The sequence below is a fragment of the Acuticoccus kandeliae genome, from assembly GCF_003073115.1.
Genome location: NZ_QBBV01000001.1, coordinates 1,898,877 through 1,914,295, shown reverse-complemented (window position 1 = coordinate 1,914,295; position 15,419 = coordinate 1,898,877). Strand labels below are relative to the sequence as shown.

Annotated in this window: 15 protein-coding genes; 8 read left to right on the top strand and 7 right to left on the bottom strand. The window is 67.0% G+C overall.

The annotated features are described in order from the left end of the window. Positions 1-126 precede the first annotated feature (126 nt). Together grxC and DBV35_RS08720 are read left to right on the top strand one after the other, a co-directional pair. Positions 127-390 carry a glutaredoxin 3 gene (gene grxC, locus DBV35_RS08725; RefSeq protein WP_108659766.1) on the top strand — a complete coding sequence of 88 codons (264 nt, stop codon included), beginning with the start codon at positions 127-129 and terminating at the stop codon, positions 388-390. Between the two features lie 192 nt (positions 391-582). Continuing rightward, positions 583-1,059 carry a DUF1178 family protein gene (locus DBV35_RS08720; protein ID WP_108659765.1) on the top strand — a complete coding sequence of 159 codons (477 nt, stop codon included), beginning with the start codon at positions 583-585 and terminating at the stop codon, positions 1,057-1,059. A 684-nt stretch (positions 1,060-1,743) separates the two neighbouring features. On the opposite strand, the gene DBV35_RS08715 is transcribed toward DBV35_RS08720, so the two are convergent. Further along, positions 1,744-2,601, bottom strand: a complete 858-nt coding sequence (locus DBV35_RS08715) for an EipB family protein (RefSeq protein ID WP_108659764.1) — start codon at positions 2,599-2,601, stop codon at positions 1,744-1,746. A 231-nt stretch (positions 2,602-2,832) separates the two neighbouring features. Between DBV35_RS08715 and DBV35_RS08710 the strand changes: the two genes are divergently transcribed. The 5 genes from DBV35_RS08710 to DBV35_RS08690 all read left to right on the top strand — a co-directional run bounded on the left by DBV35_RS08710 (position 2,833) and on the right by DBV35_RS08690 (position 6,629). Beyond that, a complete protein-coding gene (locus DBV35_RS08710) occupies positions 2,833-3,300 on the top strand; it encodes a RidA family protein (protein ID WP_108660632.1) in 468 nt (155 codons plus the stop codon). Then, positions 3,297-4,028 (top strand): glycerophosphodiester phosphodiesterase family protein, encoded by a 732-nt coding sequence (locus tag DBV35_RS08705; RefSeq protein WP_281262229.1) that lies wholly within the window; start codon positions 3,297-3,299, stop codon positions 4,026-4,028. The genes DBV35_RS08710 and DBV35_RS08705 overlap by 4 nt, the downstream gene beginning before the upstream one ends. A gap of 180 nt (positions 4,029-4,208) precedes the next feature. Further along, positions 4,209-5,411, top strand: coding sequence for a GNAT family N-acetyltransferase (locus DBV35_RS08700; protein ID WP_108659762.1), 1,203 nt, complete (start codon positions 4,209-4,211; stop codon positions 5,409-5,411). Next, complete coding sequence (locus DBV35_RS08695; protein WP_108659761.1) at positions 5,380-6,204, top strand: sulfotransferase family protein; 825 nt, start codon at positions 5,380-5,382, stop codon at positions 6,202-6,204. The genes DBV35_RS08700 and DBV35_RS08695 overlap by 32 nt, the downstream gene beginning before the upstream one ends. Further along, positions 6,201-6,629, top strand: coding sequence for an HIT family protein (locus DBV35_RS08690; protein WP_108659760.1), 429 nt, complete (start codon positions 6,201-6,203; stop codon positions 6,627-6,629). Before DBV35_RS08695 ends, DBV35_RS08690 begins: the two co-directional genes overlap by 4 nt. Here DBV35_RS08690 and DBV35_RS08685 read toward each other — a convergent pair. The 6 genes from DBV35_RS08685 to DBV35_RS08660 form a co-directional block, all read right to left on the bottom strand. Further along, a complete protein-coding gene (locus tag DBV35_RS08685; protein WP_108659759.1) occupies positions 6,616-6,972 on the bottom strand; it encodes an AzlD domain-containing protein in 357 nt (118 codons plus the stop codon). The two genes, DBV35_RS08690 and DBV35_RS08685, sit on opposite strands and share 14 nt — an antisense overlap. Then, positions 6,969-7,703 carry an AzlC family ABC transporter permease gene (locus DBV35_RS08680; RefSeq protein WP_108659758.1) on the bottom strand — a complete coding sequence of 245 codons (735 nt, stop codon included), beginning with the start codon at positions 7,701-7,703 and terminating at the stop codon, positions 6,969-6,971. Before DBV35_RS08680 ends, DBV35_RS08685 begins: the two co-directional genes overlap by 4 nt. Positions 7,704-7,790: 87 nt before the next feature. Continuing rightward, positions 7,791-9,239: a calcium-binding protein gene (locus DBV35_RS08675; RefSeq protein ID WP_108659757.1), complete on the bottom strand. Its 1,449-nt coding sequence runs from the start codon at positions 9,237-9,239 to the stop codon at positions 7,791-7,793. Between the two features lie 245 nt (positions 9,240-9,484). After that, positions 9,485-11,911, bottom strand: a complete 2,427-nt coding sequence (gene clpA / locus DBV35_RS08670; RefSeq protein ID WP_108659756.1) for an ATP-dependent Clp protease ATP-binding subunit ClpA — start codon at positions 11,909-11,911, stop codon at positions 9,485-9,487. Between the two features lie 9 nt (positions 11,912-11,920). Further along, entirely contained in the window at positions 11,921-12,343 is a 423-nt protein-coding gene (gene clpS, locus DBV35_RS08665) for an ATP-dependent Clp protease adapter ClpS (RefSeq protein ID WP_205648517.1), read from the bottom strand. Positions 12,344-12,564: 221 nt separating this feature from the next. After that, positions 12,565-13,464: a phosphotransferase family protein gene (locus tag DBV35_RS08660; protein WP_108659754.1), complete on the bottom strand. Its 900-nt coding sequence runs from the start codon at positions 13,462-13,464 to the stop codon at positions 12,565-12,567. A 274-nt stretch (positions 13,465-13,738) separates the two neighbouring features. Here DBV35_RS08660 and DBV35_RS08655 point away from each other — a divergent pair, with 274 nt between their 5' ends. Then, positions 13,739-15,376 (top strand): D-alanyl-D-alanine carboxypeptidase, encoded by a 1,638-nt coding sequence (locus DBV35_RS08655; protein ID WP_245943879.1) that lies wholly within the window; start codon positions 13,739-13,741, stop codon positions 15,374-15,376. The last annotated feature ends 43 nt before the right edge of the window (positions 15,377-15,419 follow it).

Below are 15,419 nucleotides of genomic sequence, written 5' to 3'. Positions count from 1 at the left end.
CACGCAAGTGGCGGCGGACTTGCCTTCCAAGGTGCGATCGGTTGACAACGGCGAATGGGTCAACGCAGTTGCCCCGCACAATCGGCGTTACCATATCCAGCCAAGACGGATCTTAAGGATTTACCTATGTCCAATACAGTGGACATCTATACGCGGGACTATTGCGGCTACTGCACGCGCGCGCTGCGCCTGCTCGACTCCAAGGGCGTGCGCTACACCGAGCACAACGCCTCGAAGGATCCTTCCCTTCGCGACGTGATGATCAAGCGCAGCGGACGGCAGACCTTCCCGCAGGTCTTCATCGGCGACTTCCATGTCGGCGGGTCGGACGACCTCATGACGTTCGAGCGCTCGGGCAAGCTCGACGCGGTCCTGCAAGGGATGCTGTGACGGTTCGATGACAGCGCGGCGACGCGCCACGCACGGAATCGGATACGCTCGATCAAGCTCGGTGTATTAGCCTGCGAACCGGTGGTGGCATTCAGCGGCGCGTGCGCCCTTGCCACCCGGTCTCCGGCCGATACTTTACGAGAGAGTTAAGACGGCAAAGTTGGCCACCAAAGGAAAGACGCCGGTCGGCTTATGATCCACTACACTCTGCGCTGCGCCACGGGACACGGCTTCGACGGCTGGTTTGCGTCGTCCGACGCATTCGAGAAGCAGCAGACGTCCGGCCTCCTGTCGTGCCCCGTCTGCGGATCGGCCGAGGTCGAGCGCGCGCTGATGGCCCCGGCGATCAACAAAGGCGGTGCCGAGCCGCAGGCCGTTGCGGCGGCGGAGGCCGAGTTCAACGCCCCGGCGACCCAGGCCCCCAACGTCACGCTGAACGATGACCGGGCCGAGCGGCTCCGCGCCGCCCTCCTCGCCTTGCGCAAGGCCGTGGAAGAGAACGGCGTCGATGTCGGCCGCGATTTCCCCGAGGAAGCGCGCAAGATCCACTATGGCGAGAGCGAGCCGCGCGGCATCTACGGCCAGGCCGAAATCGAGGAGGCCCGCGCCCTCATCGAGGAAGGCATCGACATCCTCCCCCTCCCCATCCTGCCGGACGACCGCAACTGACCGGACCGGCCAAGGCGGACCGCTCCCGCCGCGCGTGAGCGCCCGAGGGCGGCCACCAATCCATCAGAGAGGACCCGCGCGGCGCGCTTGCAATCGGAGCGCGATGAGCGAAGCCCACGGCATTCGATGGGATCATCCTCATCGACATGCACGGCATTGTCCGCCACATGAACCGCCCGCCTGCAATTCGGGCTGACGGAGGCGGAAGCGAAGCTCGCGATCGCCCTCGCCGAGGGGGCGACGCTGATCGAATACGCGAAAGCCGCCGGCATCACCGAGCACACGGCGCGCGGCTATCAGGCGAGCACGCGCGACAAGCTGAAGGCCCGCCGCCAATCCGACGTGATCCGCCTCATCCTGAACGGCCGTTAGCCGGCGTTCATTTCCAATTGCAGTGGCGGATCAGGAAACGCTGGCGATTCCGGGAGGCAATGCGCATTGCCGGAAGGAAAATTCACCGCCCCCTCAATTTGAGGGGGGCGCGATGGCGCGGAGGCTGGGACTATCGCCCCGTGCTCACGCGAAACCACATGTCCGTGTCCGCACTCTATTGGAAAGCAAAGCCTTTTTTGGAGGACATACTCACCGCAAGCCCTGTTTCAGACTATTTTTCGCGCAATATTTTTTAGCCTTCATCCCATCGGCAGGTCTCACGCCTCCGATGGGATTTTTCATGGCCGCGCCTCAGCAGTCGGGCGGGGTGCCGACCTCGAGCTCGCGCAGCTTGCCCACCAGCGCGAACGTCCCATAGTCGAAATTCACGTCGTAGCTGATGCCGTTGTCGAGCATCTGGAAGGTGAGCTGGTAGTCCGGGATGCTCTCGCCCGCCGAGCCGTCCTGCGAGAAATAGCTGATCACGAGCCGCCAGGTGTCGGCATTCGCCGCGCCCTGGAGGACGCCGAGCACGTCCTTCTCCAGCGCCGAGGCACCCGGAAGGCCGGTCTGGCGCGGGCCGATCAGCGCCGTTGTCTGGTAGATCTGGTCGGCCGAATCGCCGCCGTCGAAGACCGGCGCCTCCACCAGCGTCTCCCCCGCCTGCGCGGCCTGGAGGATGAACGCCGTGTGGCTCGTCGGGAACATCGCGCGGCCGAGCTCGATCGTCGTCTCCTTCGGGTCGGTGAGGGCCACCGTCACGCCGCTCGCCGTCGCCTTCGCCTCGCCCTTCACGACCCCGGCGAGGACGTTGTCGACATAGGTCTGGTTCAGGAAGGTGAAGTTCGCCGGATCCACCGTTTCGAACGTGGAGGAGCGCAGGTCCGTCGTGCGCTCGTCGCCCTCACGGTCGGTGATCCGCGTCACGAAGCGCGAATTGACGACATAGCCCTCGCACGCACCGCCCGAGATCTCGATCACCAGGCGGCCCTTGGCGGAGACCATGCTCGCCCCCGCCTCCGCGCGCGCCAGCGACACGTCATAGACGGCCCGGTGCGGCAGGAGACCGTCCGCGGCGGCCGGCGCGGACATTGCGGCAAGGGCGGACAGGCCCGCCGCGAAGGCGACCGCGCGCCCGCGGCGGTTGGAGACAGACAAGGCCAGCAACATCAGCGCTCTCCTCAAAGGTCATTCCCGTGCGCGCGCAAAAACGCGCGGCGGGAAACGCGACCTGCATGGTGTCGGCGCCCGATCCCGCGGCCGAACCGGCCCGGCGAGCGCCCAATCGGCTCGCGCTTAGCGCACGCGCACGGCAGCGCGTCAAGAGACGCAACGCGCGGTGGCTTGACCGTCTTCCCCGATGGCACCTAATGAATCGGCAGCGCGACAAGGATGAATAGCATGACCGATAGCATTGAAGACAAACTGAAATCGATGAACCTGTCGCTGCCGCCGGCCGCCAAGCCCGCCGGCTCGTACGTTCCGGTGGTGCAGACCGGCTCGCTGCTTTTTGTCTCGGGGCAGATCCCGATGACGCCCGAAGGCCTCCAATATGTCGGCAAGTGCGGCGCCGGGATGAGCATCGAGGATGCACAGGCCGCCGCGCAGCTGTGCGCCCTCAACATCCTCGCCCAGATCAAGGGCACGGTCGGCAGCCTCGACAAGATCGCCCGGATCGTGAAGGTGAACGGCTTCGTCAACTCCACCCCGGACTTCCCCGATCATCCGAAGGTGATCAACGGCGCGTCCGACTTCTTCGTCTCCCTCTTCGGCGAGAAGGGCAAGCACGCCCGCGCCGCGGTCGGCGTCGCGAACCTCCCCTTCGGCGTCTCCGTCGAGGTCGAGGCGGTGGTGGAGGTCCTCCCATAACCGGGATCGTCCCCGACTGGCTGCTGCGCCGGCCGATCGCCCATCGCGGCCTCCACGACGAGACGCTCGTGGAGAACACGCTGGGCGCGGTCGAGGCGGCGATCGCGGCCGACTATGCGGTGGAGATCGACCTCCAGCTCACGGCCGATGGCGGTCTCGTCATCAACCATGACGAGACGCTCGACCGCACGACCCGCGAGAAGGGCCGCATCCTCGACCGCACGCTCGACGAGCTGCGGTCGATCCAGATCGCGGGCTCGGACGAGACGCTCTCGTCCGTGACCGACCTTCTCGCGCTCACCGCCGGCCGCGCCGCGCTCTTCATCGAATTGAAGGCGCCGCCGCGGCACGAGGACAAGGCACGCATGGCCGCCGCCATCACCCGCGCGCTCGACACCTATGGCGGCGCCGCGGCGCTCATGACCTTCGACCCCGACCTCCTCGCCATGCTGCGCCAGGCGCTGAAGACGACACCGCTCGGCATCCTCGCCGGCGGCGAGGAACGCACGACCCCTCTGGTCACCCGCTTCGGCCGCGACATGTTGCTCCACATGGCACGGACCCAGCCCGACTTTATCTCCTACTACGTCACGGCATTGCCCCACCCGGCCACCACGCTCGGCCGCCGCAAGCGCCCCGTCCTCACCTGGACGGTCCGCTCCCGCGCCGAGGCCGACCGGGTGTCGCGATACTGTGACCAGATCATCTTCGAGGATTTCCTCGCCTGACACGCGCCTTGCATCCCGGCTCGATCGAGACGGCCGCGCGGCGCGCGTTCGGCACAACGCTCCCGGCCGTGGCGACGCGCCATCATCCGCGCTGACGGGTTTTTCGTACCCTTTGGCGGGATCGGGGCCGGCTGAAGCGACTGAGGCGTGTGCGGCGCCACGGCGCCGAAGGAGTGCATCATGGACCAACTGACGATCGAAGCGGTCGGGAGTCTCGAGGCGGTCGACCGGGCGGCGTGGGACCACCTCGCCAATCCGGGATGGTCGCTCGGTCCGAAGGGCGCCCTGTCGGGGCGCGGCCCCCGCCCGTTCAACCCGTTCGTCACCTACGACTTCCTGAAGGCGCTCGAGGATTCGGGCTGCGTCGGCGGGCGCACCGGCTGGTTCCCGCGCCACCTTTTCGTGCGCGGGGCCGACGGCGCGCCGATCGCGGCCGCCCCCGCCTACCTCAAGACCCACTCGCGCGGCGAATATGTCTTCGACTATGGCTGGGCCGACGCCTTCGAGCGCGCCGGCGGCAGCTACTATCCGAAGCTCCAGGTCTCGGTGCCGTTCACGCCCGCGCAGGGGCCCCGCCTCCTCGTCGGCGACCGAGACGAGGCGGAGCGGCGACAGATCCTCGCCCAGGCGCTCGTCGCGCTCGCCGACCAGTCGAACGCCTCATCCGTCCACGTCACCTTCACGGAGCCGGAGGATTTCGCCGTCCTCGACGATGCGGGCTATCTCGCCCGCCTCGACACCCAGTTCCACTGGACGAACCGCGGCTATGCGAGCCCGGACGACTTCCTCGCCGCCCTCGCCTCCCGCAAGCGCAAGCAGATCAAGCGGGAGCGGCGCGAGGCGCTCGCGAACGACATCACCATCCGCTGGGTCACCGGCGACGACATCACCGAGGACCATTGGGACGCGTTCTACGAGTTCTACATGGACACGGGCTCGCGCAAATGGGGCAAGCCCTACCTCAACCGCACCTTCTTCTCGATGCTCGGCGAGCGGCTCGCCCATGCGGTGCTGCTGGTCTTCGCCGAGCGCGGCGGGCGGCCGATCGCCGGGGCGCTCAACCTCATCGGCTCGCACACCCTCTATGGCCGCTATTGGGGCTGCGTGGAGGACCACCCCTTCCTCCACTTCGAGGTCTGCTACCACCAGGCGATCGACTTCGCGATCGCGCACGGGCTCCAGCGCGTCGAGGCCGGGGCGCAGGGCGAGCACAAGCTTGCACGCGGATACGAGGCGTGCGAGACGCGGTCCGCGCACTATGTCAGCCATCCGGGCCTGCGCGCGGCGGTCGAGCAGTTCCTGCGGGAAGAGCGCCGGGCCGTTCACCACCACAACGAGGTGCTCAACACCTATGCACCGTTCCGAAAAGAAGGCGCTTCCTGACGCGAGGCCGGCGGCCCGCGTCGGACGGGACGGGCCGGTTATTCTCTCGATCCACATCCCGAAGACCGCCGGGAGCCGGTTCGGCCAGATCCTGAAGGCGCGCTATGGCGACGCCCTCGCCTTCTATTACGGGCCGAACAATCCGAAGACCCATCCCCTGGCGCGGGTGCGGCCCAAGGATCTCGACGCCGACCTCATGGACCGCCTTCACGCCTCGGGCGTGCGCATCCTGCACGGCCACATGCGCGCCCACCTCCTCATGCGCACGATCCCGGACCCTGCGCGATACTGGGTCTGGCTGCGCGAGCCGGTCGAGCAGGTTATCTCCTACTACCACTTCGTGCGCACCTCGAAGGGCGATGGCGGGCCGCTCTACGAGGCCGTCCAGGAACGCGGCATCTCGCTCGATGAGTTCGTCTCGCTGCCGCAGGTCGAAAACATCCAGAGCCAATATTGCGGACAGCTGAGGATCGAGGAGGCCGGCTTCGTCGGCATCACCGAGCAATTCTCGCGGATGCTGCCGCTCATCGGGCTGCGCGACCAGATGCGCTGGTCGAACGTCAACGCCGAGAAGCCGATCGTCGACCGCGACACGCGCAGCGCCATCGCCCGCCAGATCGGCGACGATCTCGGCCTCTATTCCTACGCGCTCGAACTCTCGATCCGCCGTCTCGGCATCCGTGACACCCGCCTGCAGGCGCTGTACAGGCGGTGGCGCGGCCTCCTCGGCCAGCCGCGCCCCTCCGGCGCGGACGGCGCGATCCGCACGCTCGAACCAGGGGACACCCGATGACCGCCTACGACCCGCAAAACATCTTCGCCAAGATCCTGCGCGGGGAGCTCCCGTGCGAAAAGATCTACGAGGACGAGGCGACGATCGTCATCATGGACATCATGCCCCGCACGACCGGCCACGCGCTGGTGATTCCGAAGGCCCCCTCGCGCAACGTGCTCGACATCGCCCCCGCGGACCTCGCGGCGTGCGTGGCGACCGTGCAGAGAATCGCGAAAGCCGGCATGAAGGCGTTCGGCGCCGACGGGATGACGGTGCAGCATTTCGTGGAGGGCGCGGGCGGTCAGGTGGTCTTCCACACCCATTGGCACGTCCTGCCCCGCTTCGAGGGGGTGGCGCTGCGCCCGCACACCGGCGAGATGGCCCCCGCCGACGAGATCCGCGCCGCGGCCGACAAGCTGCGCGCCGCGCTCAGCGGAGCGTGAACCAGCTGATCAGAAGGACCAGTTCGGCCGCCACGACGCCGAGCGCCAGGCGGCGACCCGACGCCAGATAGGCGCCGAAGCCCGCCGCCGCCGCAAAGATCCGGATCCACAGATCGAGCGTCGCGAGCGGCCCGGTCGGGAACAGGATCAGCTTCGAGATCACCCCGGCGACGAGCGCCGTCGCCACGGCCTTCACCCAGGTGAAGAGCTCGGACTGGTCGTCGAGCCGGCCCGCGAAGAGAACGCCCAGCCAGCGCCAGATGTGCGTCGGCAGCGCCGCCCCGATCAGGATGGCGAGATAGGGGCTGAGCCCGGCGAATGTCCTGACGGTCTCTTCTGTCACGACGCGGCCTTGCGGGAGGCGAGCCGTCCGAGCCCATAGGCGATCGTGCCGCCGATGAGGCCCGAAGCGAGGAGGTCGATGTCGGGCGCGAGCACCGAGAAGACCGGGCCGAGGATGAGCCCGGCGACGAGGGCGAACCGGTCCGCCTTCACCCGCGCCGCGCCCCAAAGCGCCATCAGGAAGTAGATGGGCGTGAGGAAGACCAGCATTGCGGCAACAACCGGCGGCATGGCGCCGAGCATCGTGTAGCCGATGCCGACGACCGCCGTGTTCATCAGCGTGAGGCAGATCGCGAAGCCCGCGAAGAAGGGCATCCGGCCGCGCCGGGGCAGGTCCGGCAGGTGCTGCATCGCGAACACCCAGGCCGTGACCGCCACGAACCAGGACATGAAGAGCAGGAACCAGCGCGGCGTCTGCGGCGTGCGCACCACCGGCGTCCACGACATCACCATCGGCATGAAGCGGACCGCCGAGAGCCCCACGGCGAGCATCACCGCCGGAAGCGAGGCCCCCGCCCCGACGATGCCGACGAACACGACCTGGCTCGGCAGCGCCCAGACCGTGAGTGTCAGGATCAGCGACTGGACGAGCGAGAAACCCGCCTCGCGCGCGAGCGCGGCAAAGCCGATCTGCGCGCCGACGAGGACCAGCGCCGGCAGGGAGAAGAGATGCCCGGCGCCGCGCCAGAACCATGTCTGCCAGTGGACGGACGACTCGTCGGAGGATGACATGGTGTCCGCCTTAGCCGACGCCGCGCCGCCCCGCTAGAGGCGCGCCCGCGTGGCACGCGCGCCGTTTCGGGGCTAACGCGGCCGCGCCTAAACGAGTATGCTGAGAAGGTCCACCTCGGACACGGCGACGCCGACGAGCGTCACGGTGCTGCCGTCGAGGGTGAGGACCGCATCCCCGTCATCATTTTCCGACAGCGTGAGATCGGCGACGTCGATCCCGTCCGCGCGGCGGAAATCGAGGCGGTCGGCGTCCGGGTCGAAGTCCGCGATCCAGTCGTCGCCGAAGCTCTTGTCGAACACGAAGCGGTCCGACCCGGCCCCGCCGATGAGGACGTCGTCGCCGGGGCCGCCCATCAGGACGTCGTTGCCCTTGCCGCCGTTCAGCGTGTCCATGCCGCCATTGCCGAACAGGAAGTCCCGGCTCGCGCCGCCGGCGAGGCTGTCGTCGCCCTGCCCGCCCTTCAGCGTGTCGGCGCCGACCGAGCCGCCGATGCGGTCGTCCCCGCCGCCGCCGAGGAGCGTGTCCCGTCCGCCGCCGCCGACCAGCGTGTCATCGCCCGCCGCGCCGACCACGAGGTCGTCCCCCTGGCCGCCGAGCATCGAATCGTCGCCGCCGCCGCCCTTCAGCGTGTCGTTGCCCTGAAGCCCCTCGATCACGTCGCCGCGCCGGCCCCCGCGCAGGAGGTCGTCGTCGGCGGTGCCCACCAGATCGCGCCCGCCCGGACCGGGTTCCGGATTCTCCGGCTCCTCAGGCTCCTCGACGATGAAATCGCTGACCTCGACCGTCTGGTCGGTGAACTCCAGGAACTCGAAGTCCGTCAGGAGGTCGGTGCCGTCGACGCCGGTGCCGTGCACGTGCGCGACGATCAGCCCCTCCTCGGTCGCGGTGATGTCGTACTCGTCGAAGGCACCGCGATAGGTCGCCCCGTCACGCCCCTCGCCGCCGATCAGCGTGTCGTCGCCGCCCTTGCCGAAGAGGATGTCGTCGCCCGCCCCGCCCGCGATCGTGTTCGCCTCGTTCAGCGAGTTGCCGAACCGGTTGGCGGGAAATTTGTAGTCGTTGAAGAGGGTCAGATATTCGAGCATCGACGTGCCGTAGCCGTCGACCGCGACGTTGAGACCGCCTGAATCCAGATAGGCCCGCATCCCGTTGAAGCCGACGAGCCAGGTCGCGCCGAGGATGCCCGACACCGTCATGCGCTGGCCGTTCAACACCTGGCCGGCATAGACGTCGTAGCCGTATTCGGTCAGCGTCTTCCAGTTCCACTCGGTGTATTCGCGCGCGGCCTGATCCTGGACGTTGGGATTCTCCAGGAAATGCTGCTTGGAGCGGATCCCGTCCCGCCCGGTCCACGTGCCGATATAGTCGTTCTGCGGGGTATAGTCGCCGCTATAGTAGCCGATCTCCTCAAGGGCGGCTTCGCCCATCTGGTAGCGGCCGAGATAACCCTGCGAGCTCTCGAGGAAATAGTTGTCGGACGACTCACGATACGCGAGTGCATCGTAGTAGTCCGAGTAGGTCCTGCGAGACGCCATGACTCTTCAATCCGCTGTCACTGGAGGAGGGAGAGCGGCGCGTCGGCGCCGCCCGGCGCGATTGCGCCGGCCACAGGGGCCGGCGGCAAGGCCCCGCCATCACAGCAGAGATCGAATAATGTCTTGTTAAAGAAAGCGGTCGCCTTGCCTCGATGCTGCGCGAACGCATCGCGCGTCGTGAGGCGGCGCAAACGAAAAAGGGGCGCGACAGGCGCGCCCCTTCCCGATTGTCGATCGGCCGAGCCTCAGCTCGATGCCGGGATCCGCGGGATCCGCGAGGAGCCGCCATTGCCGGCGCTGCCGCCGGTCGGCTCCGGATCCGGCCCATCCTCGTCGCCCGGATCGGAATCGTCCGGATCGTCGTCGGAGATGGCGCGGGCGGGGGCCGCCGGGTCGGCGATCGCCTCGAGGTTCAACTTCTTCTTGCCGTCCTCGTCCTCGACGATCGTCACCTTCACGGTGCCGCCCTTCTTCAGTTCGCCGAAGAGCACCTCGTCGGCGAGCGGCCGCTTGATGTGCTCCTGGATGACGCGGCCGAGCGGGCGCGCGCCCATCTTCTCGTCATAGCCTTCCTCGGCGAGCCACTGGATGGCGTCCTCCGAGAGCTCGAAGGTGACGTTGCGGTCGGCGAGCTGCGCCTCGAGCTGCATGACGAACTTCTCGACCACGCGGTGGACGACGTCCTGCGGCAGCGGGCTGAAGGGCACGATCGCGTCGAGACGGTTGCGGAACTCGGGCGTGAACAGCCGGTTGATGGCGTCCATGTCCTCGCCCTCGCGGCGCTGACGGTTGAAGCCGATCGGGGCCTTGGCGAGATCGGCCGCGCCCGCGTTCGTCGTCATGATGACGATGACGTTGCGGAAGTCGACCTGCTTGCCGTTGTGGTCGGTCAGCTTGCCGTGGTCCATGACCTGCAGAAGGATGTTGAAGAGGTCCGGGTGGGCCTTCTCGATCTCATCCAGGAGCAGGACGCAGTGCGGGTGCTGATCGACACCGTCGGTCAGAAGGCCGCCCTGGTCGAAGCCCACATAGCCCGGAGGCGCGCCGATCAGGCGGCTCACCGTGTGACGCTCCATGTACTCCGACATGTCGAAGCGCAGGAGCTCCACGCCGAGAAGCTCGGCGAGCTGGCGCGCCACCTCCGTCTTGCCGACGCCGGTCGGGCCGGAGAAGAGGTAGGAGCCGATCGGCTTGTTGGGCTCGCGCAGACCCGCGCGGGCCAGCTTGATCGCCGAGGACAGGACGTCGATCGCCGCTTCCTGACCGTAGACCACCCGCTTGAGATTGGTCTCGATCGTCTGCAGCACCTCCGCATCGTCCTTGGAGACGGTCTTCGGCGGGATGCGCGCCATCGTCGCGATGGTCGCCTCGATCTCGCGCACGCCGACCTGCTTGCGCCGCTTGTGGGCGGGCAGCAGCATCTGGGACGCGCCCGTCTCGTCGATGACGTCGATCGCCTTGTCCGGCAGCTTCCGGTCGTTGATGTAGCGATGCGAAAGCTCGACCGCCGACTTGATCGCGTCGTTCGTGTACTTGATCGAGTGGAACTCCTCGTAGTGGGGCTTGAGGCCCTTGAGGATCTCGATCGCGTCGTCCACGGACGGCTCGGCCACGTCGATCTTCTGGAAGCGCCGCACCAGCGCGCGGTCCTTCTCGAAGAACTGGCGATATTCCTTGTAGGTCGTCGACCCGATGCACTTGATCGCGCCGGAGGAGAGGGCCGGCTTCAGGAGGTTCGAGGCATCCATCGCGCCGCCCGACGTCGCACCCGCACCGATCACGGTGTGGATCTCGTCGATGAACATGATGGCGCCGGGATACTCCTCGATCTCCTTGACGACCTGTTTCAGCCGCTCCTCGAAGTCGCCGCGATAGCGCGTGCCGGCGAGGAGCGCGCCCATGTCGAGCGCGAAGATCGTGCAGCCGTTGAGGACCTCAGGCACCTCGCCATCGACGATGCGCTTGGCGAGACCCTCGGCGATCGCCGTCTTGCCGACGCCCGGATCACCCACGAAGAGGGGGTTGTTCTTCTGCCGCCGGCACAGGACCTGGATGGTCCGGCGGACCTCGTTTTCGCGACCGATGAGGGGATCGACTTTCCCCTTCTTGGACTTCTCATTCAGGTTGATGCAGTACGCCTCCAGCGCATCGGTCTTGCGCTTGGGGCCGCTGCCGCCCTCCTCGGCTGGCGTATCATCCTCCGCATCACGTGCGCGTTCGCTGCCCATTCCGGCGCGTTTCGCGATTCCATGGCTGATGTAGTTCACGGCGTCGTACCGCGTCATTTCCTGCTCCTGCAGGAAGTATGCCGCGTGGCTTTCGCGTTCGGCGAAGATCGCGACGAGGACGTTCGCCCCTGTCACCTCCTCGCGTCCCGACGATTGCACATGGATCACCGCGCGCTGGATGACGCGCTGGAAGCTCGCGGTGGGTTTGGAATCGTCGTCACCGTCGACGACGAGATTGTCGAGTTCGGCGTCGATATATTCGCTCAGGTCTCGCCGCAGGCGGTCGAGATCCACGTTACACGCCCGCATGACCGCGGCGGCGTCCTGGTCGTCGACAAGAGCGAGGAGAAGGTGCTCGAGCGTCGCATATTCCTGGCGGCGTTCGTTCGCGGCGGCGAGCGCCTGATGAAGTGCCTTTTCGAGGCTACGGGAGAATGACGGCACGGTCGCTCCTCACTTCTTCTCCATAACACATTGGAGAGGATGCTGATGCTTGCGGGCAAAGTCCATCACCTGCGTCACCTTTGTTTCCGCCACCTCGTAGGTGTAGACGCCGCATTCGCCGACGCCGTGATGGTGGACGTGAAGCATGACGCGAGTGGCCTCTTCCCGCGACTTCTGGAAAAAACGCTCCAGGACGTGAACGACGAACTCCATCGGGGTGTAGTCGTCATTCAAGAGCAGCACCCGGTACATGTTCGGGCGCTTGGTCTTCGGCTTCGGCCGCGTGATGACAAGTGTGCCGGCATCGTTGTTGCCGTCATCATCGCCGCCGTTTTCGTTGCCTTTGTCGGATGCTCTCGGCGCGGACAGCCAGATCCGCTCCGGCAAGATGCCGGTCTCATGCGGTGCCGATTGGTCCGGAAGGCTCGTCATGTTTGCCATCCTGGGTCTTAGATCATCAACACGCAAGCGGGCGGGACGTCTCTCACCCAAATTGGTCGATGGAAGGAATGAAGGGCAGCCCGCGGTCTCGATGTTAAAGACTCTGGAGCCGCAGTCAAAGGGTCGCTGGCACACCAATCCTAGATGATATGGTCCACATTCCGGTTCAAGATCGTCCATGGGACAGAATGCCCCGCGGCCCTTGGCCAAGGCTAACCCACCGCCGGGGCGGCGCGCCACGTATCGTAGGTTTTCCGCCACTCGCGCACGAGTTCCACCACACGCGGCCGCTCCGCCTCGCTCGCGCGCATCACGTCGTAGAGCCGGAGCTGGGCGTTCGTGTTGATGACCCGGTCGAGATCGATGGGGTGGGGTGCGCCAGGCGCATAGCGCGCGAGGATGCGCGCGACGAGATCCGGGTGGACGAAGGCGGGATAGGAAAGATCTCTGTGAAGGCCGCCATAGCCTGACCCCGCGAAGTCAAAGAGGCCGTCGAGGCGGCCGCTCTCGAGGTCGAAGGCCATGTTCCAGCCGTGTGTGTCAAAGTGACCGAAGACGGTCACGTCGCCGTCATCCTCGCGCGCCGCGTCGAGCACGGTGTCGGCATAGGCCATCAGCTCGGGCTCGAAGTGCGGCGCGATGGCGGCGCGGATCGCATCGACGCCCGGCCACACCTCCACCGGCACGCATCCCGCCGCACGCGCGGCGTCGACGTCGAGCGCGTGGGCGGCGCGGTAGACCTCGGCGAGGGTCGCCGCGAGCCGGTCGCGCGTCGCCGAGTCGAGCCGCTCATAGGTCTCGGGGTCGATCTGCGCGCCTTCGATCTTGTCGTGCTCGGAGAAGAAGATCGGCCGCTCGTGGAGGCGCATGCGCGGCACCCGCACCGGGATGTGCGGGGCGATGAAGTCGAGCGCCGGTGGCTCCATCAGGAGACGCTCCCGCGCCGCCTCGTTCTTCGGGAACTTGAAGATCACCCGGCCCGCCACCTCGATCGCGAGGCTGTCCCACCCGTCCGAGCGCACGACGCGGGGGGCGCCGTCGAGGTCGGGACGGGCCGCGCGGATCGCCTTCTCGTGGACGGGATCGACCGCGAGGAGGGAGGCGTCGTTCATCTTTATTTACCCTTCAGCCCCCGCGCGATTCTGCCACACGGCGCGCGTGCGGTGGGGCGAGATTGGACGTTTGCGAGCCTTTCGTGCCACAAGCCTGAAGTCAGACCGATTCCGTAAACCGGTTTTCAACCACGGCGGTTGACCCGGATGTAACGCCTTCCAGCGCCTTGTTGGAGACGTGTTTGTCCCCCAACCGTCGGCGATTTGCGGTGATGCAGCCGTAGCCGAAGCGTCGAAGGACCGTATGCACGCCTCCATACGACGACACAGCGCATTGTCGCGCTGTCTGACCTTTGTTTTCTGCCTCCTTCTGCCCCTCCTCCTCTCTCCCGGGCGTGCGAGCGCGAATGAGAAATATGCCGGCTACGTCTATGACGTGATCGCCGGAAAGGTCCTCTATGAGCAGGACGCGGACGATGTCCGCTACCCCGCCTCGCTCACGAAGATCATGACGCTCTACATCACGTTCGAGGAGCTGGCCGCGAACCGCCTCAAGCTCGACGACAAGATCACCGTGTCGGCCTATGCCGCCGCGCGCCCGCCGTCCAAGATCGGCTTCAAGCCGGGTGGGACGATCGCGGTGCGCGACGCCGTGAAGGCGCTGGTGACGAAGTCGGCGAACGACGTCGCGACCGCGCTCGGCGAGAACATCGAGGGCTCCGAGGTGGACTTCGCCAAGCGCATGACGCGCACGGCCAAGCGCCTCGGCATGAAGAACACCGTCTTCCACAACGCCTCGGGCCTGCCCCACCCCGACCAGCACACGACCGCGCACGACATGGCGACGCTCGGGATCGCGATCCAGCGCGACTTCCCGCAATATTATGGCGCCTTCCAGACGCGCGTGTTCGAGTACGGCACCCGCCGCTACGGCAACCACAACAAGCTGCTCGGCCGTGTCGAGGGCGTGGACGGCATCAAGACCGGCTACATCCGCGCCTCGGGCTTCAACCTCGTGACCTCGGTGCGGCGCGACGGGCGCCACCTCGTCGCCGTCGTCATGGGCGGGAACACCGGCGCCTCGCGCGACGCGCACATGCGGGACCTCATCGCGAAATATCTGCCGAAGGCGCAGTCGGGCCAGCCGATGCTCTTCGCCGCCTGGAGCGATTTCGGCCCGCCGCCGATCCCCGACCGCAAGCCCTCGCTGCGCACGCTCTACGCCTCTCGCCTGAAGGCGAAGGAGGGCGACCCGATCGCCGACACCGTGCTCGCCTTCGCGAGCGAGACGCGGGCCGGGATCAGCGCGCCGCGCGTGCCCTCCGACGCGCTCACCGCCGTCATCGCGCTCACCGAGCCCGCCGAGGTCGAGACGGCCGAGATCCAGCTCGCCGCCGTCGCGCCGATGCCGAGCCCGACTGCCCTCCCCCGCTCGGCGCAGTCCGAGACCGTGACCATCGCCGCCGAGCACATCATCCGTGACGGCCGCGTCGTGTCCGCCTTCGCGGTCTTCACCGAGACCGAGAGCGCGCCGCTCGACAGCGACGCCCTTCTCGCGGCGATCGCCCGTTCCCAGGCGACGCCCGGCGTCACCACGATCGAGATGGGCTCCGCCCGCTCGCGCGAATCGAATGCGATGCCAGACCTCATCGCCGCCCACGCCGCCGCCCTCACCGCAGCCCCCAATGGCGCGCGCACCGAGGCGGTGACCATCCCCGCGCAGGAATTGTCGGGCTGGCAGATCCAGGTCGGCGCGGTGGCGAGCAAGGAAGAGGCTGCGAATCTCCTGGAGGCCGCTGTCCGCCAGGAGCCAGCCATGGGCCAGCAGGAGCGGCTAATGCTTCCAGTGCGCACTGATAAGGGCACGCTCTACCGCGCCCGCTTCGCCGGCTTCCAAACAAAGGAAGAAGCCAAACAAGCTTGCAAACAGTTCGCTAACCACAACCGGCCATGCTGGGCGGTATCGATGTAACGCACCGGCGCCCCCAATGACTGGCGCGCCCATGTGCGCCAGT